Origin of the sequence: Streptomyces parvus (assembly GCF_032121415.1) — a bacterium.
In the GTDB taxonomy this organism is placed as follows: domain Bacteria; phylum Actinomycetota; class Actinomycetes; order Streptomycetales; family Streptomycetaceae; genus Streptomyces; species Streptomyces globisporus_A.
Genome location: NZ_CP135079.1, coordinates 726,224 through 745,820, shown reverse-complemented (window position 1 = coordinate 745,820; position 19,597 = coordinate 726,224). Strand labels below are relative to the sequence as shown.

The window sequence follows — 19,597 nt, the reverse complement described above, 5'->3', positions numbered from 1 at the left end:
TGCCTCTATCCCCCGAGGCCTGTACTGTCGTACCCCTGCCTGACCCCAACCGCGACTTCGAGTCGGGGGTCGGCGGCGACTTTCAAGCCCAGATCCTAACCATGACCCCTCCTTCGGCATGCCCGCAGGCCGTGGTCAAGGAGACGGAAAAGGCCTGATAGAGTCGGACTCGCCGGAAAGGGAAAGCGCGAAAGCGGAGAACCTGGAAAGCGAAACTGTACGGCCCGCTTCGACCGGGAATCGGACGCGAAAGAGTCTGATAGAGTCGGAAACGCAAGAACGAAGGGAAGCGCCCGGAGGGCCCCGGTGATACGGGACCGAAGGAAGCGTCCGTTCCTTGAGAACTCAACAGCGTGCCAAAAGTCAACGCCAGATATGTTGATACCCCGGCCTGCTTCGGCAGGTTGGTGGTTCCTTTGAAAGTCCTACGGCCACCATGTGGTGGTGGTAGGCGATAACACAGCGAGGACGCTGTGAACAACGGGTCTTATTCCGACCGGTTGTTCCGCTCTCGTGTGTGTGCACCCGATTACGGGTAAACATTCACGGAGAGTTTGATCCTGGCTCAGGACGAACGCTGGCGGCGTGCTTAACACATGCAAGTCGAACGATGAAGCCGCTTCGGTGGTGGATTAGTGGCGAACGGGTGAGTAACACGTGGGCAATCTGCCCTTCACTCTGGGACAAGCCCTGGAAACGGGGTCTAATACCGGATAACACTCTGTCCCGCATGGGACGGGGTTGAAAGCTCCGGCGGTGAAGGATGAGCCCGCGGCCTATCAGCTTGTTGGTGGGGTAATGGCCTACCAAGGCGACGACGGGTAGCCGGCCTGAGAGGGCGACCGGCCACACTGGGACTGAGACACGGCCCAGACTCCTACGGGAGGCAGCAGTGGGGAATATTGCACAATGGGCGAAAGCCTGATGCAGCGACGCCGCGTGAGGGATGACGGCCTTCGGGTTGTAAACCTCTTTCAGCAGGGAAGAAGCGAAAGTGACGGTACCTGCAGAAGAAGCGCCGGCTAACTACGTGCCAGCAGCCGCGGTAATACGTAGGGCGCAAGCGTTGTCCGGAATTATTGGGCGTAAAGAGCTCGTAGGCGGCTTGTCACGTCGGATGTGAAAGCCCGGGGCTTAACCCCGGGTCTGCATTCGATACGGGCTAGCTAGAGTGTGGTAGGGGAGATCGGAATTCCTGGTGTAGCGGTGAAATGCGCAGATATCAGGAGGAACACCGGTGGCGAAGGCGGATCTCTGGGCCATTACTGACGCTGAGGAGCGAAAGCGTGGGGAGCGAACAGGATTAGATACCCTGGTAGTCCACGCCGTAAACGTTGGGAACTAGGTGTTGGCGACATTCCACGTCGTCGGTGCCGCAGCTAACGCATTAAGTTCCCCGCCTGGGGAGTACGGCCGCAAGGCTAAAACTCAAAGGAATTGACGGGGGCCCGCACAAGCAGCGGAGCATGTGGCTTAATTCGACGCAACGCGAAGAACCTTACCAAGGCTTGACATATACCGGAAAGCATCAGAGATGGTGCCCCCCTTGTGGTCGGTATACAGGTGGTGCATGGCTGTCGTCAGCTCGTGTCGTGAGATGTTGGGTTAAGTCCCGCAACGAGCGCAACCCTTGTTCTGTGTTGCCAGCATGCCCTTCGGGGTGATGGGGACTCACAGGAGACTGCCGGGGTCAACTCGGAGGAAGGTGGGGACGACGTCAAGTCATCATGCCCCTTATGTCTTGGGCTGCACACGTGCTACAATGGCCGGTACAATGAGCTGCGATGCCGTGAGGCGGAGCGAATCTCAAAAAGCCGGTCTCAGTTCGGATTGGGGTCTGCAACTCGACCCCATGAAGTCGGAGTTGCTAGTAATCGCAGATCAGCATTGCTGCGGTGAATACGTTCCCGGGCCTTGTACACACCGCCCGTCACGTCACGAAAGTCGGTAACACCCGAAGCCGGTGGCCCAACCCCTTGTGGGAGGGAGCTGTCGAAGGTGGGACTGGCGATTGGGACGAAGTCGTAACAAGGTAGCCGTACCGGAAGGTGCGGCTGGATCACCTCCTTTCTAAGGAGCATTTCTTACCAGGCTTCGGTTTGGTCAGAGGCCAGTACATCGGCGAATGTCCGGTGCTGGTTGCTCATGGGTGGAACGTTGACTATTCGGCACGATGAGCACGGTTTCGTGAGTACTGCTTCGGCGTGGAAAACGGGAACGGGTTGATTGTGTCGGGCACGTTGTTGGGTGTCTGAGGGTGCGGCCGTTATGGTTGTTCCTTCTGATCCGGCCCCAGTGAACTCATCCGTTGCGGGTGGGGTGGTGGGTGGCTGGTCGTTGTTTGAGAACTGCACAGTGGACGCGAGCATCTGTGGCCAAGTTTTTAAGGGCGCACGGTGGATGCCTTGGCACCAGGAACCGATGAAGGACGTGGGAGGCCACGATAGTCCCCGGGGAGCTGTCAACCAAGCTTTGATCCGGGGGTTTCCGAATGGGGAAACCCGGCAGTCGTCATGGGCTGTCACCCGCTGCTGAACACATAGGCAGTGTGGAGGGAACGAGGGGAAGTGAAACATCTCAGTACCCTCAGGAAGAGAAAACAACCGTGATTCCGGGAGTAGTGGCGAGCGAAACTGGATGAGGCCAAACCGTATGCGTGTGATACCCGGCAGGGGTTGCGCATGCGGGGTTGTGGGATCTCTCTTTTACGGTCTGCCGGCTGTGAGACGAGTCAGAAACCGTTGATGTAGGCGAAGGACATGCGAAAGGTCCGGCGTAGAGGGTAAGACCCCCGTAGCTGAAACATCAGCGGCTTGTTTGAGAGACACCCAAGTAGCACGGGGCCCGAGAAATCCCGTGTGAATCTGGCGGGACCACCCGCTAAGCCTAAATATTCCCTGGTGACCGATAGCGGATAGTACCGTGAGGGAATGGTGAAAAGTACCGCGGGAGCGGAGTGAAATAGTACCTGAAACCGTGTGCCTACAAGCCGTGGGAGCGTCGCTGTGTGTGCTTGCACATGCAGTCGTGACTGCGTGCCTTTTGAAGAATGAGCCTGCGAGTTAGCGGTGTGTAGCGAGGTTAACCCGTGTGGGGAAGCCGTAGCGAAAGCGAGTCCGAATAGGGCGTTTGAGTTGCACGCTCTAGACCCGAAGCGGAGTGATCTAGCCATGGGCAGGTTGAAGCGGAGGTAAGACTTCGTGGAGGACCGAACCCACCAGGGTTGAAAACCTGGGGGATGACCTGTGGTTAGGGGTGAAAGGCCAATCAAACTCCGTGATAGCTGGTTCTCCCCGAAATGCATTTAGGTGCAGCGTCGTGTGTTTCTTGCCGGAGGTAGAGCACTGGATAGGCGATGGGCCCTACCGGGTTACTGACCTTAGCCAAACTCCGAATGCCGGTAAGTGAGAGCGCGGCAGTGAGACTGTGGGGGATAAGCTCCATGGTCGAGAGGGAAACAGCCCAGAGCATCGACTAAGGCCCCTAAGCGTACGCTAAGTGGGAAAGGATGTGGAGTCGCAGAGACAACCAGGAGGTTGGCTTAGAAGCAGCCACCCTTGAAAGAGTGCGTAATAGCTCACTGGTCAAGTGATTCCGCGCCGACAATGTAGCGGGGCTCAAGCGTACCGCCGAAGTCGTGTCATTCACACATATAGGGCCAACGCCTGTGTGGATGGGTAGGGGAGCGTCGTGTGCCGGGTGAAGCAGCCGCGGAAGCGAGTTGTGGACGGTTCACGAGTGAGAATGCAGGCATGAGTAGCGATACACACGTGAGAAACGTGTGCGCCGATTGACTAAGGGTTCCTGGGTCAAGCTGATCTGCCCAGGGTAAGTCGGGACCTAAGGCGAGGCCGACAGGCGTAGTCGATGGACAACCGGTTGATATTCCGGTACCCGCTTTGAAACGCCCAGTACTGAATCAGGCGATGCTAAGTCCGTGAAGCCGGCCCGATCTCTTCGGAGTTGAGGGTAGTGGTGGAGCCGATGAACCAGACTTGTAGTAGGTAAGCGATGGGGTGACGCAGGAAGGTAGTCCAGCCCGGGCGGTGGTTGTCCCGGGGTAAGGGTGTAGGACGCACGGTAGGTAAATCCGTCGTGCATGAGTCTGAGACCTGATGCCGAGCCGATTGTGGTGAAGTGGATGATCCTATGCTGTCGAGAAAAGCCTCTAGCGAGTTTCATGGCGGCCCGTACCCTAAACCGACTCAGGTGGTCAGGTAGAGAATACCGAGGCGTTCGGGTGAACTATGGTTAAGGAACTCGGCAAAATGCCCCCGTAACTTCGGGAGAAGGGGGGCCATTCTTGGTGATCCGATTTACTCGGTGAGCTGGGGGTGGCCGCAGAGACCAGCGAGAAGCGACTGTTTACTAAAAACACAGGTCCGTGCGAAGCCGTAAGGCGATGTATACGGACTGACGCCTGCCCGGTGCTGGAACGTTAAGGGGACCGGTTAGCTGCTCTTCGGGGTGGCGAAGCTGAGAACTTAAGCGCCAGTAAACGGCGGTGGTAACTATAACCATCCTAAGGTAGCGAAATTCCTTGTCGGGTAAGTTCCGACCTGCACGAATGGCGTAACGACTTCTCGACTGTCTCAACCATAGGCCCGGTGAAATTGCACTACGAGTAAAGATGCTCGTTTCGCGCAGCAGGACGGAAAGACCCCGGGACCTTTACTATAGTTTGATATTGGTGTTCGGTTCGGCTTGTGTAGGATAGGTGGGAGACTGTGAAGCGGCCACGCCAGTGGTTGTGGAGTCGCCGTTGAAATACCACTCTGGTCGTGCTGGATGTCTAACCTGGGTCCGTGATCCGGATCAGGGACAGTGTCTGATGGGTAGTTTAACTGGGGCGGTTGCCTCCTAAAGAGTAACGGAGGCGCCCAAAGGTTCCCTCAGCCTGGTTGGTAATCAGGTGTTGAGTGTAAGTGCACAAGGGAGCTTGACTGTGAGACCGACGGGTCGAGCAGGGACGAAAGTCGGGACTAGTGATCCGGCAGTGGCTTGTGGAAGCGCTGTCGCTCAACGGATAAAAGGTACCCCGGGGATAACAGGCTGATCTTCCCCAAGAGTCCATATCGACGGGATGGTTTGGCACCTCGATGTCGGCTCGTCGCATCCTGGGGCTGGAGTCGGTCCCAAGGGTTGGGCTGTTCGCCCATTAAAGCGGTACGCGAGCTGGGTTTAGAACGTCGTGAGACAGTTCGGTCCCTATCCGCTGTGCGCGTAGGAATATTGAGAAGGGCTGTCCCTAGTACGAGAGGACCGGGACGGACGAACCTCTGGTGTGCCAGTTGTCCTGCCAAGGGCATGGCTGGTTGGCTACGTTCGGAAAGGATAACCGCTGAAAGCATCTAAGCGGGAAGCCTGCTTCGAGATGAGTATTCCCACCCTCTTGAGGGGTTAAGGCTCCCAGTAGACGACTGGGTTGATAGGCCAGATGTGGAAGCCCGGTAACGGGTGGAGCTGACTGGTACTAATAGGCCGAGGGCTTGTCCTCAGTTGCTCGCGTCCACTGTGTTAGTTCTGAAATAACGAACAGCCGTGTTGTTGCCCGGTGTTCAAATTTTCATAGTGTTTCGGTGGTCATTGCGTTAGGGAAACGCCCGGTTACATTCCGAACCCGGAAGCTAAGCCTTTCAGCGCCGATGGTACTGCAGGGGGGACCCTGTGGGAGAGTAGGACACCGCCGAACAATTTTTCCGGGGAAGCCCCGCACCTTTTGGTGCGGGGCTTTTCTGCGTTCCGGACCTTTCCCGGGGCCCCCTCCACCCCGCTGCACCCGAGGGGGGAAGCTGAGGGTAAGGTCAGGGGGCATCATTGGCACGTTCTTCACAGGAGGCTCCCGGGTGGAGGTCCAGGAGACCCGGGTCCAGACGGACCGGGTCCTCACCATCCCCAACATCCTCAGCATGGCTCGCCTTGTCGGGGTGCCGCTCTTCCTGTGGCTGATTCTTCGCCCCGTCTTCGGAGGGCCCAACAGCGACAACTGGGCGCTGTTGGTACTGATGCTCAGCGGCATCAGCGACTACCTCGACGGCAAGCTCGCCCGCAAGTGGAACCAGATCAGCAGCCTCGGCCGGCTCCTGGACCCGGCGGCCGACCGCCTGTACATCCTTTCCACCCTGGTAGGCCTCACCTGGCGGGAGATCCTGCCCCTCTGGGTCACCGCGCTGCTTCTCGCCCGGGAACTGATGCTTCTCGTGATGGTGGCCCTCCTCCGCCGCCACGGCTATCCGCCGCCGCAGGTCAACTTCCTCGGGAAAGCTGCAACCTTCAACCTCATGTACGCGTTCCCCTTGTTGCTGCTCAGCGACGGGAGTGGTTGGCTGGCCACACTGGCTGCCGTTTTCGGATGGGCGTTCGCAGGATGGGGTACAACGCTCTACTGGTGGGCAGGGATCCTCTATGTGGTTCAGGTCCGCCGACTCGTGAAGGCGGACGCAGTAGCCGATTGAGCTCGTTGATGCGGTGCCGCGCAATGTGGCCGGCCCGCGGCACATGGTTCGAATGATGCTTCGACGGGCGAAGTCGGCTGACCGTCGTCTCTTGTAGGAGGACGTTTCCGACATGAAGGCCGTCGTGATGGCTGGCGGCGAAGGCACACGCCTTCGCCCCATGACCTCGAGCATGCCCAAGCCGCTCCTTCCCGTGGCCAACAGGCCGATCATGGAGCACGTCCTGCGGCTGCTCAAGCGGCATGGGCTCAGCGAAACCGTAGTGACCGTCCAGTTCCTCGCATCCCTCGTCAAGAACTACTTCGGGGACGGCGAGGAGCTCGGGATGGAGCTCACCTATGCCAACGAGGAGAAGCCACTCGGCACCGCGGGCAGTGTGAAGAACGCCGAGGAGGCGTTGAAGGACGACACCTTCCTCGTCATTTCCGGTGACGCGCTCACCGACTTCGACCTCACCGATCTCATCGCCTTCCACAAGGAAAAGGGCGGGCTCGTCACGGTCTGTCTCACCCGGGTTCCCAATCCGCTGGAATTCGGCATCACCATCGTGGACGAGAACGGCCAGGTCGAGCGGTTCCTGGAGAAGCCGACCTGGGGACAGGTCTTCTCGGACACCGTGAACACGGGCATCTACGTCATGGAGCCCGAGGTCTTCGACTACGTCCAGGCCGACACCTCGGTCGACTGGTCCGGTGATGTCTTCCCTCAGCTGATGAAGGAGGGCAAGCCCATCTACGGCTACATCGCCGAGGGCTACTGGGAGGACGTCGGCACCCACGAGAGCTATGTGAAGGCCCAGGCGGACGTCCTGGAGCGCAAGGTCGACGTGGAGCTCGACGGCTTCGAGATCTCCCCCGGCGTGTGGGTCGCCGAAGGAGCGGAGGTCCACCCCGACGCCGTGCTGCGCGGACCGCTGTACATCGGCGACTACGCCAAGGTCGAGGCCGACGTCGAGATCCGCGAGCACACGGTGGTCGGATCGAACGTCGTCGTCAAGACCGGGGCCTTCCTCCACAAGGCCGTGGTCCACGACAACGTCTACATCGGGCAGCACAGCAACCTGCGGGGCTGCGTAATCGGCAAGAACACCGACATCATGCGCGCGGCCCGTATCGAGGACGGCGCCGTCATCGGTGACGAATGCCTGGTCGGCGAGGAGTCGATCATCCAGGGCAACGTCCGGGTGTACCCGTTCAAGACCATCGAGGCCGGCGCGTTCGTCAACACCTCGGTCATCTGGGAGTCCCGAGGACAGGCGCACCTCTTCGGCGCGCGCGGGGTCTCCGGAATCCTGAACGTCGAGATCACCCCCGAACTGGCCGTACGCCTGGCCGGGGCCTACGCCACGACCCTGAAGAAGGGCTCGACGGTCACGACCGCCCGTGACCACTCCCGAGGCGCCCGCGCCCTCAAGCGGGCCGTCATCTCGGCCCTCCAGGCCAGCGCCATCGACGTACGCGACCTGGAGAACGTACCGCTGCCCGTCGCCCGCCAGCAGACCGCCCGGGGCAGCGCAGGCGGCATCATGATCCGTACGTCGCCAGGCGTGCCCGACTCCGTGGACATCATGTTCATCGACGAGCGGGGCGCGGACCTCTCGCAGGCGCAGCAGCGCAAGCTCGACCGGGTCTACGCACGTCAGGAGTACCGCCGTGCCTTCCCCGGAGAGATCGGGGACCTGCACTTCCCGTCCAGCGTGTTCGACTCGTACACCGGGTCCCTCCTGCGGAACGTCGACGTCGAGGGCATCGCGGAATCCGGGCTCAAGGTCGTCGTCGACGCGTCCAACGGAAGCGCCGGGCTCGTTCTGCCCAGCCTGCTCGGACGGCTCGGCGTGGACGCGCTGACGATCAACCCGGGGCTCGACGAGGCGCGGCCCACCGAGTCCGCCGAAACCCGGCGAGCCGGTCTGGTGCGGCTCGGGGAGATCGTGTCCTCCGCGCGGGCTGCCTTCGGAGTGCGGTTCGACCCGGTGGGCGAGCGGCTCTCCCTCGTCGACGAACTCGGCCGGATCATCGAGGACGACCGGGCCCTGCTGGTCCTCCTCGATCTCGTCGCCGCCGAGCGGCGCAGCGGCCGGGTCGCCCTGCCCGTGACGACCACCCGCGTCGCCGAACAGGTTGCGGCCTACCACGGCACCCAGGTGGAGTGGACGACCACCTCGCCCGACGACCTGACCCGGGTGGGCCGTGAAGAGGACACCATCTTCGGAGGAGACGGGCGCGGTGGGTTCATCGTTCCCGAATTCAGCAGCGTCTTCGACGGGACCGCCGCCTTCGTCCGGCTCATCGGCCTCGTCGCGCGCACCCAGCTCACCCTGAGCCAGATCGACGCGCGCATTCCCCGGGCCCACGTCCTGCGCCGCGATCTGGCGACGCCGTGGGCCGTCAAGGGGCTCGTCATGCGCCGGGTCGTCGAAGCGGCCGGAGACCGCAGCGTGGACACCACCGACGGGGTCCGGGTGGTCGAGGCGGACGGCCGGTGGATCATGGTCCTGCCCGACCGGGCGGAAGCCGTCACCCATCTGTGGGCGGAGGGCCCGGACGACGCCTCGGCCCAGGCACTCCTCGACGAATGGGCCGCGGTCGTGGACAGCGCGGGAGACTGATGTGAGAACGGTGCGCCGCGACTCCCCGGGCTGGGGGCCGCGGCGCACCGGTGGGGCCATTCGGCGGCAGCCGTGATGACGTGCGACGATGTGCGGCATGTCGCAGCAGTCCCCCGATCGGAGCACCGCCCCGCCGTCCGCACGCCCCGACGCCTCCATGTCGCTGCTGAACAACGTGATGGACCACAGCCTCGACGACGGATACGCGGAGGCCTCGGCGCGGCGCAAGGCCGACGGGAGCGCGGGACTGCCCCGGACGCTCAAGTCGAAGCTCGGCCTCGCGGCCGGACTGGTGGTGGCCGCCCTCGTGGTCACCCTCGGTGCCGCCGAGGCGCGGATCTCGGCTCCGGTCGTGGCCAAGGAGCGCGAAGAGCTGATCGACCGCATCGACGCCGAGACGGAGGCCGCGGACACCCTGGAGTCGAACGTCGACAAGCTCCGCGCCGATGTGAGCGAACGTCAGCGCAAGGCGCTGGAGCAGCACGGCGGGGACCAGGGGCAGCTGGTGGCCCTGCTGGCCGGGGCGACCCCGGTCGAAGGCCCCGGCGTGAAGCTGATCGTCGACGACGCGAAGAGCACCGACCAGGGAGGCGGTGGCCCCCGGGAGTCCTCGGGCTTCGCCGACACCGGACGGGTGCGCGACCGGGACATGCAGCGGGTCGTCAACGGTCTGTGGGAATCCGGCGCCGAGGCCATCGCCATCAACGGGCAAAGGTTGACGGCCCTGTCGGCCATCCGGGCCGCCGGCGACGCCATACTGGTCGACAACAGACCGCTCGTACCGCCGTACACGGTGCTCGCGGTGGGGGACGGCAAGAAGCTCGCGACCGCGTTCCAGGACAGCGCCGACGGCCAGTACCTGCAGGCGCTCAAGGAGAGTTTCGACATCCGCACCAGCATCTCCGACCAGGCGAAGGTCCAGCTCCCGGCGGCGCCGAGCCTGATCGTCCGTACAGCAGAGCCGAAGGCCGCCGGCAGTGGTGCGGCAGACACAGGGAAGGGCACATCGTGATCGCCGTACTGGGCCTCGTCGTGGGAGTCGTGGTCGGACTGTTGGTCCGGCCCGAGGTACCGGCGGTGGTCGAGCCCTACCTGCCGATCGCGGTGGTCGCCGCGCTCGACGCCGTGTTCGGCGGCCTGCGGGCCATGCTCGACGGCATCTTCGTCGACAAGGTCTTCGTGGTCTCCTTCCTCTCCAACGTCGTGGTGGCCGCGCTGATCGTCTTCCTCGGCGACAAGCTGGGCGTCGGCGCCCAGCTCTCCACGGGTGTGGTGGTCGTGCTCGGCATTCGGATCTTCTCCAACGCCGCCGCGATCCGCCGGCACGTCTTCCGGGCTTGAGGCCGATGAACAACGACGAGAACCCCCGCAGCGAACAGCCCGAGGACGGCGCGTCCGCAGTCCCGGACACCCCCGTGCCGCCGCCGGCCAAGGAGGTGACCGGTCGGCAGCGCCTCAGGGCGGGCCTGTGGCCACCGCGGCTGAGCCGGGCCCAACTGATCGTCGCCGTGCTGCTGTTCGGGCTCGGTCTGGGGCTCGCCATCCAGGTGCGGTCCACCAGCGACGACAGTGCCCTGCGCGGCGCCCGCCAGGAGGACCTGGTCCGCATCCTCGACGAGGTCGACGACCGGACCCAGCGCCTGGAGGACGAGAAGCAGCGCCTGGACGACCAGCGCACCGAGCTGGAGAACAGCTCCGACCAGGCGGAGGAGGCCCGGAAGCAGACGCTGGAGAAGGAGCGCCAGCTCGGCATCCTGGCGGGCACCGTCGCGGCACAGGGCCCCGGCATCACCCTGACGATCACCGACCCCGCGCGTGCGGTCGCGCCGGACATGCTGCTCGACGCCATTCAGGAGCTGAGGGCGGCGGGGGCCGAGGCGATTGACGTCAACGGGGTGCGGGTGGTGGCCGACACCTACTTCTCCGGGGACGCCGGGGACGTCCAGGTCGACGGGAAGAAGATCGAAGCACCGTACGAGTTCACGGTGATCGGCAAGCCGCAGGATCTGGAGCCCGCGCTCAACATCCCCGGCGGTGTGGTCCAGACGCTGGAGAAGGAGCAGGCCACCGTGCTCGTGGAGCGGTCCGACGACATCGTCGTCGACGCCTTGCGACCGGCGCAGCGGCCTGACTACGCTCGGTCGTCCTCCCCGTGATCGGGGCGAGCGCGGGGGCCGCCCGACCGGGTCGGACGGTTGCGGGGGGTCGCCGCACCGGATTGGTGGTGCGTGGTGGAAACTGTCGGGTGGATACGGACGTTGTGAAGATGTCCGGGTCGGCAGGTGTGTTCAATCAGGGTTCGTCCTGCCCCACGGGCGGGTCTATGTCGGTCAAGGGGAATCGCCCGTGAAGTTGTTTGCGAAGTTGTTCGGGAAGAGTGCACGCGAGGACAGCAACAGTGCTGCCCGCCACCGCGCTCCGCGCCACGCCCAGGGCGAGGAGCAGGAGGCGGAGCGTCCGCTCTTCCGCGACGAGGTGTCCGGAGCCCCGGGGGGTGACGGCGTGTCGGCTGTTGACCCTGCCGGTGCCGGACGCATAGGTTTCGGCGCACCATCAGCCTCAAGTACGGGTGGAGGGTTCACCCCGGAGGGCTCGTCGATGCCGGTCTGTACAAGGTGCGGTCACCGCAACGCGGAGGCCAGCAAGTTCTGCTCCAACTGCGGTGCGCCGCTGCGGGGCGGTGTTCCCGAGCGCCCCTCGGAGACGACGTCCACGATCTCCATCTCCGGACTCGAGGCGTACGAGGCCGAGGCCACCGGCCAGACCGCTCTGCCCTCGCTCTCCCCGGAGGCCCAGGCCGCGGTCGACGCCCTGCCCGCGGGCTCGGCGCTGCTGGTCGTGCGGCGCGGTCCGAACTCCGGCAGCCGCTTCCTGCTCGACAGCGATCTGACCACGGCCGGCCGTCACCCGCAGAGCGACATCTTTCTCGACGACGTGACCGTGTCGCGGCGTCATGTGGAGTTCCGCAGGAGCCCGGAAGGTAGCTTCACCGTGGGCGATGTCGGCAGCCTCAACGGCACCTACGTCAACCGTGAGCGCATCGATTCGGTCCCGCTGTCCAACGGCGACGAAGTCCAGATCGGAAAGTACCGCCTGGTCTTCTATGCGAGCCCGCGAGGCGTGTGACCAGCCCTGGACTCCGTCCGGGGGGACCCCCAGGAAGGCCCATGCTGCGAACACCGACAGGCGGTGCCGGACACGGCACCGCCACCGCGGAAGCGCGACCGATGAGCATCGGAACGGTGCTCATCCAGCTGCGTGAGGAGTTTCCCGAAGTCACCATTTCCAAGATCCGGTTCCTGGAGGCCGAGGGGCTCGTCGAGCCGCAGCGCACTCCTTCCGGATACCGGAAGTTCGCCCCGCGCGATGTGGAGCGCCTGGCGCAGGTGCTCCGGATGCAGCGGGATCACTACCTGCCGCTGAAGGTCATCCGGGAGCACCTGGACGCGCTGGCCCGGGGGGAGCAGCCCGTTCTGCCCTCGCCCGGTGCACAGCGGGACCTCAGCGACGGGGTGTGGGAGGCCGGCCCCGGTGGGGCGACCGCCGCCCGGATCGGGCGGGCGGAGCTGCTGGCGGCCGCCGAGGTCGACGAGGAGCGGCTGACCGAGTGGGAGTCCTACGGGCTCATCGTCCCGTCCCCGGACGGCGGCTACGACGCCGAGATGGTGACCGTCGCCAAGCTGGTGGCGGATCTGGGTCGTTTCGGTCTGGAACCACGTCATCTTCGGGCCATGCGGGCCTCCGCCGACCGGGAGGCGGGGCTGGTGGAGCAAGTGGTCGCACCCCTGCGCCGGCACCGGAATCCGCAGACCAGAGCCCATGCCGAGGCCACCGCGAACGAGCTCGCCGAGCTGTCCGTACGGCTGCACGCGGCGCTCGTGCAGAGCGCTCTGCGCACCCGTCTGCACTGACCTCGGCGGTGCCCGACTACCCAAACATGGCGAGCACGTCCTAGGGTTGCTGTGTGAACGAGCTCGACGTTGTCGGTGTCCGGGTGGAAATGCCCTCCAACCAACCGATCGTTCTCCTGCGTGAAGTGGGAGGCGACCGGTACCTCCCCATTTGGATCGGTCCGGGGGAGGCGACCGCGATTGCCTTCGCCCAGCAGGGCATGGCTCCCGCCAGGCCGCTGACCCATGACCTGTTCAAGGATGTGCTCGAGGCCGTGGGCCAGGAGCTCACCGAGGTCCGCATCACGGACCTGCGCGAAGGGGTCTTCTACGCGGAGCTCGTCTTCGCCAGCGGAGTCGAGGTGAGCGCCCGGCCCTCCGACGCCATAGCGCTCGCCCTGCGGACCGGCACGCCGATCTACGGCAGTGACGGAGTGCTGGACGATGCGGGCATCGCGATCCCCGACGAGCAGGAGGACGAGGTGGAGAAGTTCCGCGAATTCCTCGACCAGATCTCTCCGGAGGACTTCGGTACGAACAGCCAGTGACCGTCCCGCAGGGGGTGCCGTCAGCGCATCCGACAAGCCGTTCCCGGAAACGAGACACGGGAAACCACCCTCTGGGTGATTATCACTCGGCGTGCCGAGTGTGGCGATCGTTGACGCACCCCTAGTGACTGCCTACCTTCGAGTGGGCAGGTCAAGGACGGAGGTCGGCGTGAGAAGCAGCGGCGACGGAGCGGCAGCGGGTGGGCCGTATCCGCAGCACGGCAGTGGAGCCGACCACGCCATCAGGCAGCCGGTTCAACCGGCGGCGATGGCAGCGGGCGGCGTGGCAGCGGCGAGCGGCGCCGGCGACATCGGCTATCGCGGACCGACGGCGTGCGCGGCGGCGGGAATCACCTACCGCCAGCTGGACTACTGGGCACGTACGGGACTGGTCGAGCCCAGTGTGCGCCCGGCCTACGGGTCGGGGACCCAGCGTCTCTACAGTTTCCGGGACGTGGTCCTCCTCAAGATCGTCAAGCGCTTTCTGGACACCGGGGTCGCGCTGCAGAACATCCGCACCACGGTCCAGCATCTGCGGGACCGCGGCTTCCAGGACCTCGAACGCATGACGCTGATGAGCGACGGGGCCACGGTCTACGAGTGCTCCTCGCCCGACGAGGTCGTCAGCCTGCTCCAGGGCGGGCAGGGCGTCTTCGGGATCGCCGTCGGCGTCGTCTGGCGGGATGTGGACGCGGCGCTCTCGCAGCTGCACGGCGAGCGGGTCGACACCGGTGAGACGCTCATCGGCCACAACCCCGCGGACGAGCTGGCCCGGCGGCGTAACCGCGCGGGCTGAGCACCCCCGGCGCGCGGCGCGACGCGACAGTACGACGGACACGGGGCGGTCCGGTGCCTCACGGGGTGCCGGGCCGCCCCGTTGTCAGTGCCGTAGGGCAGCATCGACGGTGTGAGAACCGCGCCCACCATCCTTCACCTGGACATGGACGCCTTCTACGCGTCGGCGGAGCAGGCGGCCAAGCCGAGTCTGCGCGGCAAGGCGGTCGTGGTGGGCGGCCTCGGCCCGCGGGGAGTGGTCGCCACCGCCTCGTACGAGGCCCGGCGGCTGGGAGTGCACTCGGCGATGCCCACCGCCCAGGCCCGGCGGCTCGCCCCCAACGCGGCTTACCTGGTGCCCCGCTTCTCGCTGTACCGGACGGTGAGCGACCAGGTGATGGAGCTGCTGGGGCGGCTGTCTCCGCTGGTGGAGCCGCTCAGCCTGGACGAGGCCTTCGTGGACCTGGAGGCCGGCGGGACGGCGCACGACTCGGCCTCGGCCCGCGCCACGGGGGAGGGGCTGCGGGTGGCCATCCGCGCCGTGACCGGCCTGAGCGGATCCGTCGGACTCGCGGGTTCCAAGATGCTCGCCAAGATCGCCTCCGAGCAGGCGAAGCCGGACGGTCTCGTCCTCATCGAGCCGGGCACCGAGCGCGAGCTGCTCGCCCCCCTGTCCGTACGCATCCTCCCGGGGGTCGGCCCGGCCACCGGCGACCATCTCCGACGTGCCGGGATGACCACCGTCCACGATCTGGCCGAGGCGGGCGAGGCGGAGCTCGTACGGCTGGTCGGCAAGGCCCACGGCCACGGGCTCTTCCGGATGGCGCTGGGCCTCGACGACCGGCCGGTGGTCGCCGAGCGGGACGCCAAGTCCGTATCGGTGGAGGACACCTTCGACGTGGACCTGCACGACCGGGTGCGGGTGCGCGCCGAGGTCGAGCGGCTGGCCGTGCGGTGCGTGGAGCGGCTGCGCGCCGCCGACCGGTCGGGCCGCACGGTGGTGCTGAAGGTGCGCCGCTACGACTTCTCCACGCTGACCCGCTCCGAGACGCTCAGAGGCCCCACGGACGACCCCACCGTGGTCCGTGAGGCGGCGGGGCGGCTGCTGGAGTCCGTCGACACCACGGGCGGCGTACGGCTCCTGGGGGTCGGCGTCACGGGGCTTGCCGACTACACCCAGGAGGACCTGTTCGCCCAGGCCGCCGAGGCCCGGGAGCTCGCGCAGCGGGCCCTGGAACACCACGCGCCGACCGCGGAGGGCGGCGCGGAGGAAGCCGTTCCGGAGCCCGAGGCGGACAGCGCCGAGCAGCTCGCCGCGCGGCGCTGGCCCGCCGGGCACGATGTGCACCACGAGGAGCACGGGCACGGCTGGGTGCAGGGCAGTGGGATCGGCCGGGTCACCGTCCGGTTCGAGGAACCGTGGAGCGCGCCCGGCCGGGTCCTCACCTTCCGGATCGACGACCCGCTGCTGCGGCCCGCCGACCCGCTGCCGCTCGTCCGCGAGACGCCCGACTACTCCTCCTGGCCCGCCAGCCTGCCGAAGTCCCGGTCCTCGGGCGCCGTGTCCTCCGAGGGCGGGGAGTCCAGCCCGTAATGCCGGTAGAGCTGCAGCTCCTGCTCGGGCGACAGGTGCCGGCCGACGCCGAAGTCCGGCGCGCCCTTGATCAACGCCCGGTCGAAGGGGACGCGCAGCGCGTCCTCGACGAACTCGCTGGGCTCCAGCGGGACGAAGGCGTCCCTGCTGAACAGGCCGGTGCGCACGGCCGCCCACTCGGGTACACCCGTCGCGTCGTCGAGATAGACCTCATCCACCGTTCCGATCTTGGAGCCCTTGCGATCGAACGCCTTGCGGCCGATCAGGCGGCGCGGATCGATATCCGTCTGCACGGTGCCTCCCACTGGTCGCGGACTGCTCACGGCGGTCCCTGTCGCTCCACCAGCACCAGACAAATGCAGATCCGTGGTCTCGGCCACTCGAGAGCTCCGGCTCGATGGCCGCTGGTAGGCTGGCAGTGGCTGCTGACCCCGTGCGGGAGAGTCCTCCGGTGGAGAATCCGGAGGCGCCGAAGGAGCAACTCCTCCCCGGAATCTCTCAGGCCCCCGTACCGCACGGACGAGGTCACTCTGGAAAGCAGGGCGGATCCGTGCGGGCGCAGGCCCGGGTGGACCCGACCCTCACCGACGGTGAAAGTCGGCACGCCCCCGGGCGGGCCGGTGAAGCTCTCAGGTTGAGATGACAGAGGGGGAGGCCGTCCGGGCACCCGCGCCGTGGTGCCCCTCGCAGGTCGTGACAGACCAGGAGGCCTCCACCATGACCCCCCGTCGCACTCCGCTCTCCCAGCTGGAGCAGGGCATTCCGTTCGAGCAGCGCCACATAGGGCCCGATGCCGAGGCCCAGGCGAAGATGCTCGCCCAGGTCGGCTACGGCTCGCTCGACGAGCTGACCGCCGCCGCGGTGCCCGACGTGATCAAGAGTGCGGAGGCCCTGAACCTTCCCTCGGCGCGCACCGAGGCGGAGGTGCTGGCCGAGCTGCGCTCGCTGGCCGACCGCAACGAGGTGCTGGCCCCGATGATCGGCCTCGGCTACTACGGCACCTTCACGCCGCCCGTCATCCTGCGCAACGTCATGGAGAACCCCGCGTGGTACACGGCCTACACGCCGTACCAGCCGGAGATCTCCCAGGGCCGGCTCGAAGCCCTCCTGAACTTCCAGACGATGGTCGCCGAGCTGACCGGGCTGCCCACCTCCGGCGCCTCCCTGCTCGACGAGGGCACCGCGGCCGCCGAGGCGATGGCCCTGGCCCGGCGCGTCGGCAAGGTGAAGAAGGGCGTCTTCCTGGTCGACGCCGACACCCTGCCCCAGACCGTCGCGGTCATCGAGACCCGCGCCGAGCCCACCGGCGTCGAGGTCGTCGTCGCCGACCTGAGCGAGGGCATCCCCGCCGAGATCGCCGAGCGGGGCGTCTTCGGCGTCCTGCTCCAGTACCCGGGCGCCTCCGGTGCCGTGCGCGCCATCGAGTCCGTCATCGAGCAGGCCCACGAGCTGGGCGCGATCGTCACCGTCGCCGCCGACCTGCTGGCCCTCACGCTGCTCACCTCGCCCGGCGCGCTCGGCGCCGACATCGCGGTCGGCACCACCCAGCGCTTCGGTGTCCCGATGGGCTTCGGCGGCCCGCACGCCGGCTTCATGGCGGTCCGCGAGAAGTTCGCCCGCTCCCTGCCCGGCCGCCTCGTCGGCGTCTCCGTCGACGCCGACGGCAACAAGGCCTACCGCCTGGCCCTCCAGACCCGCGAGCAGCACATCCGCCGCGAGAAGGCCACCAGCAACATCTGCACCGCTCAGGTCCTCCTCGCCGTGATGGCCGGGATGTACGCGGTCTACCACGGCCCCGACGGGCTGCGGACGATCGCCCGCCGCACCCACCGCTACGCCGTGATCCTCGCCGACGGTCTGCGCACCGCCGGGGCCGACGTCGTGCACGGCGCGTTCTTCGACACCCTGACCGTCCGGGCCCCCGGCAAGGCCGCCGGCATCGTCGCCGACGCCCGCGAGCGCGGGGTCAACCTCCGCCTCGTCGATGCCGACCACGTCTCCATCGCCTGCGACGAGACCACCACCCGTGCGCAGATCTCCGCCGTCTGGGCCGCCTTCGGCGCCGAGGGCGACATCGAGGCGCTCGACGCCACGGTCGCCGACGCGCTGCCGGAGGCGCTGCTGCGCTCCGACGACATCCTGACCCACCCGGTCTTCCACCAGCACCGCTCCGAGACCGCGATGCTGCGCTACCTGCGCAAGCTCGCCGACCGCGACTACGCGCTGGACCGCGGCATGATCCCGCTCGGCTCCTGCACCATGAAGCTGAACGCGACCGCCGAGATGGAGTCGATCACCTGGCCCGAGTTCGGCGCGCTGCACCCCTTCGCACCGGCCGAGCAGGCGCAGGGCTTCCTCACCCTCATCCGTGAGCTGGAGGAGCGCCTCGCCGAGGTCACCGGCTACGACGCGGTGTCCATCCAGCCCAACGCCGGCTCCCAGGGCGAGTTCGCGGGCCTGCTGGCCGTCCGGGCGTACCACCGGGCCAACGGCGACGACCAGCGCACCGTCTGTCTCATCCCGTCCTCCGCGCACGGTACCAACGCCGCCAGCGCCGTCATGGCGGGCATGAAGGTCGTCGTGGTGAAGACCGCCGACGACGGTGAGGTCGACGTCGCGGACCTGCGCGCCAAGATCGAGCTGCACCGCGACGAGCTGGCCGTGCTGATGATCACCTACCCGTCCACGCACGGGGTGTTCGAGGAGCACGTCGCCGACATCTGCGGCGAGGTGCACGACGCGGGCGGCCAGGTGTACGTCGACGGCGCCAACCTCAACGCGCTGGTCGGGCTGGCCAAGCCCGGCAAGTTCGGCGGCGACGTCTCGCACCTGAACCTGCACAAGACCTTCTGCATCCCGCACGGCGGCGGCGGCCCCGGCGTCGGCCCGGTCGGCGTCCGCGCCCACCTCGCCCCGTACCTCCCCAACCACCCGCTCCAGCCCGCCGCGGGCCCGGAGACCGGGGTGGGCCCGATCTCGGCCGCCCCGTGGGGCTCCGCGGGCATTCTGCCGATCTCGTGGGCGTACGTCCGTCTGATGGGCGGCGAGGGCCTCAAGCGGGCCACGCAGGTCGCCGTGCTGGCCGCGAACTACATCGCCAAGCGCCTGGAGCCGCACTTCCCGATCCTGTACAGCGGCCCGGCCGGACTGGTCGCCCACGAGTGCATCGTGGACCTGCGCCCGATCTCCAAGGCGACCGGCGTCTCCATCGACGACGTCGCCAAGCGCCTGATCGACTACGGCTTCCACTCGCCGACCATGTCGTTCCCGGTGGCCGGCACGCTGATGATCGAGCCGACGGAGAGCGAGGACCTCGCGGAGCTCGACCGGTTCTGCGACACCATGATCGCGATTCGCGCCGAGATCGAGAAGGTCGCCTCGGGACAGTGGAGCGCGGACGACAACCCGCTGTCCAACGCCCCGCACACCGCCGCCGCGCTCGGTGGTGACTGGGAGCACGGCTACAGCCGCGAGGAGGCCGTCTTCCCGGCCGGGGTGTCCGCAGCCGACAAGTACTGGCCGCCGGTGCGCCGCATCGACGGGGCCTTCGGCGACCGGAACCTGGTCTGCTCCTGCCCCCCGCTGGACGAGTACGACAACTGAATCAGCCTGTCGTAGGGCGTGCGCCGGGAGCGGCGCGCGCCGGACACGCGTCGGGGCCGGTGCGGAGATCTCTCCGGGCCGGCCCCTTTTTTTCGTACGACTTCTTCCGTACGGCCGCTCCCGGT

At 66.4% G+C, this 19,597-nt stretch carries 12 protein-coding genes, 3 rRNA genes and 1 riboswitch; of the genes, 14 read left to right on the top strand and 1 reads right to left on the bottom strand.

The features are described from left to right. The first annotated feature begins 542 nt into the window (after window positions 1-542). The 13 genes from RNL97_RS04410 to RNL97_RS04350 all read left to right on the top strand — a co-directional run bounded on the left by RNL97_RS04410 (window position 543) and on the right by RNL97_RS04350 (window position 15,869). Window positions 543-2,070 (top strand): 16S ribosomal RNA (locus RNL97_RS04410). Between the two features lie 303 nt (window positions 2,071-2,373). After that, window positions 2,374-5,497, top strand: a 23S ribosomal RNA gene (locus tag RNL97_RS04405). Between the two features lie 78 nt (window positions 5,498-5,575). Further along, window positions 5,576-5,692 (top strand): 5S ribosomal RNA (rrf, locus tag RNL97_RS04400). Together the 16S, 23S and 5S rRNA genes form the textbook arrangement of a ribosomal RNA operon. A gap of 154 nt (window positions 5,693-5,846) precedes the next feature. Then, the gene (locus RNL97_RS04395; RefSeq protein ID WP_030588158.1) at window positions 5,847-6,455 is read left to right on the top strand and encodes a CDP-alcohol phosphatidyltransferase family protein; all 609 of its coding nucleotides are present in this window, start codon (window positions 5,847-5,849) and stop codon (window positions 6,453-6,455) included. Between the two features lie 112 nt (window positions 6,456-6,567). Continuing rightward, window positions 6,568-9,063, top strand: coding sequence for a mannose-1-phosphate guanyltransferase (locus RNL97_RS04390; protein ID WP_030588161.1), 2,496 nt, complete (start codon window positions 6,568-6,570; stop codon window positions 9,061-9,063). 97 nt (window positions 9,064-9,160) lie between these two features. Next, window positions 9,161-10,075 (top strand): DUF881 domain-containing protein, encoded by a 915-nt coding sequence (locus RNL97_RS04385; RefSeq protein ID WP_078652109.1) that lies wholly within the window; start codon window positions 9,161-9,163, stop codon window positions 10,073-10,075. Continuing rightward, window positions 10,072-10,404: a small basic family protein gene (locus RNL97_RS04380; protein WP_003970459.1), complete on the top strand. Its 333-nt coding sequence runs from the start codon at window positions 10,072-10,074 to the stop codon at window positions 10,402-10,404. Before RNL97_RS04385 ends, RNL97_RS04380 begins: the two co-directional genes overlap by 4 nt. A 5-nt stretch (window positions 10,405-10,409) precedes the next feature. Next, window positions 10,410-11,219: a DUF881 domain-containing protein gene (locus RNL97_RS04375; RefSeq protein WP_030588166.1), complete on the top strand. Its 810-nt coding sequence runs from the start codon at window positions 10,410-10,412 to the stop codon at window positions 11,217-11,219. A 190-nt stretch (window positions 11,220-11,409) separates the two neighbouring features. Further along, window positions 11,410-12,189 carry an FHA domain-containing protein gene (locus RNL97_RS04370; protein WP_078652110.1) on the top strand — a complete coding sequence of 260 codons (780 nt, stop codon included), beginning with the start codon at window positions 11,410-11,412 and terminating at the stop codon, window positions 12,187-12,189. A 41-nt stretch (window positions 12,190-12,230) separates the two neighbouring features. Next, window positions 12,231-12,974, top strand: a complete 744-nt coding sequence (gene ftsR, locus RNL97_RS04365; RefSeq protein ID WP_313750397.1) for a transcriptional regulator FtsR — start codon at window positions 12,231-12,233, stop codon at window positions 12,972-12,974. 53 nt (window positions 12,975-13,027) lie between these two features. Then, the gene (locus RNL97_RS04360) at window positions 13,028-13,501 is read left to right on the top strand and encodes a bifunctional nuclease family protein (protein ID WP_006123076.1); all 474 of its coding nucleotides are present in this window, start codon (window positions 13,028-13,030) and stop codon (window positions 13,499-13,501) included. A gap of 169 nt (window positions 13,502-13,670) precedes the next feature. Then, entirely contained in the window at window positions 13,671-14,297 is a 627-nt protein-coding gene (locus RNL97_RS04355) for a MerR family transcriptional regulator (protein WP_030588173.1), read from the top strand. Between the two features lie 111 nt (window positions 14,298-14,408). Then, on the top strand, window positions 14,409-15,869 hold the full coding sequence (locus tag RNL97_RS04350) for a DNA polymerase IV (RefSeq protein ID WP_030588176.1): 1,461 nt from the start codon (window positions 14,409-14,411) through the stop codon (window positions 15,867-15,869). Here RNL97_RS04350 and RNL97_RS04345 read toward each other — a convergent pair. Then, a complete protein-coding gene (locus tag RNL97_RS04345) occupies window positions 15,788-16,162 on the bottom strand; it encodes a PRC-barrel domain-containing protein (RefSeq protein WP_032766213.1) in 375 nt (124 codons plus the stop codon). The genes RNL97_RS04350 and RNL97_RS04345 overlap by 82 nt on opposite strands. A 133-nt stretch (window positions 16,163-16,295) precedes the next feature. Further along, window positions 16,296-16,393: riboswitch (glycine riboswitch) on the top strand. A 193-nt stretch (window positions 16,394-16,586) separates the two neighbouring features. Between RNL97_RS04345 and gcvP the strand changes: the two genes are divergently transcribed. Continuing rightward, window positions 16,587-19,472: an aminomethyl-transferring glycine dehydrogenase gene (gene gcvP / locus RNL97_RS04340; RefSeq protein ID WP_243313400.1), complete on the top strand. Its 2,886-nt coding sequence runs from the start codon at window positions 16,587-16,589 to the stop codon at window positions 19,470-19,472. The last annotated feature ends 125 nt before the right edge of the window (window positions 19,473-19,597 follow it).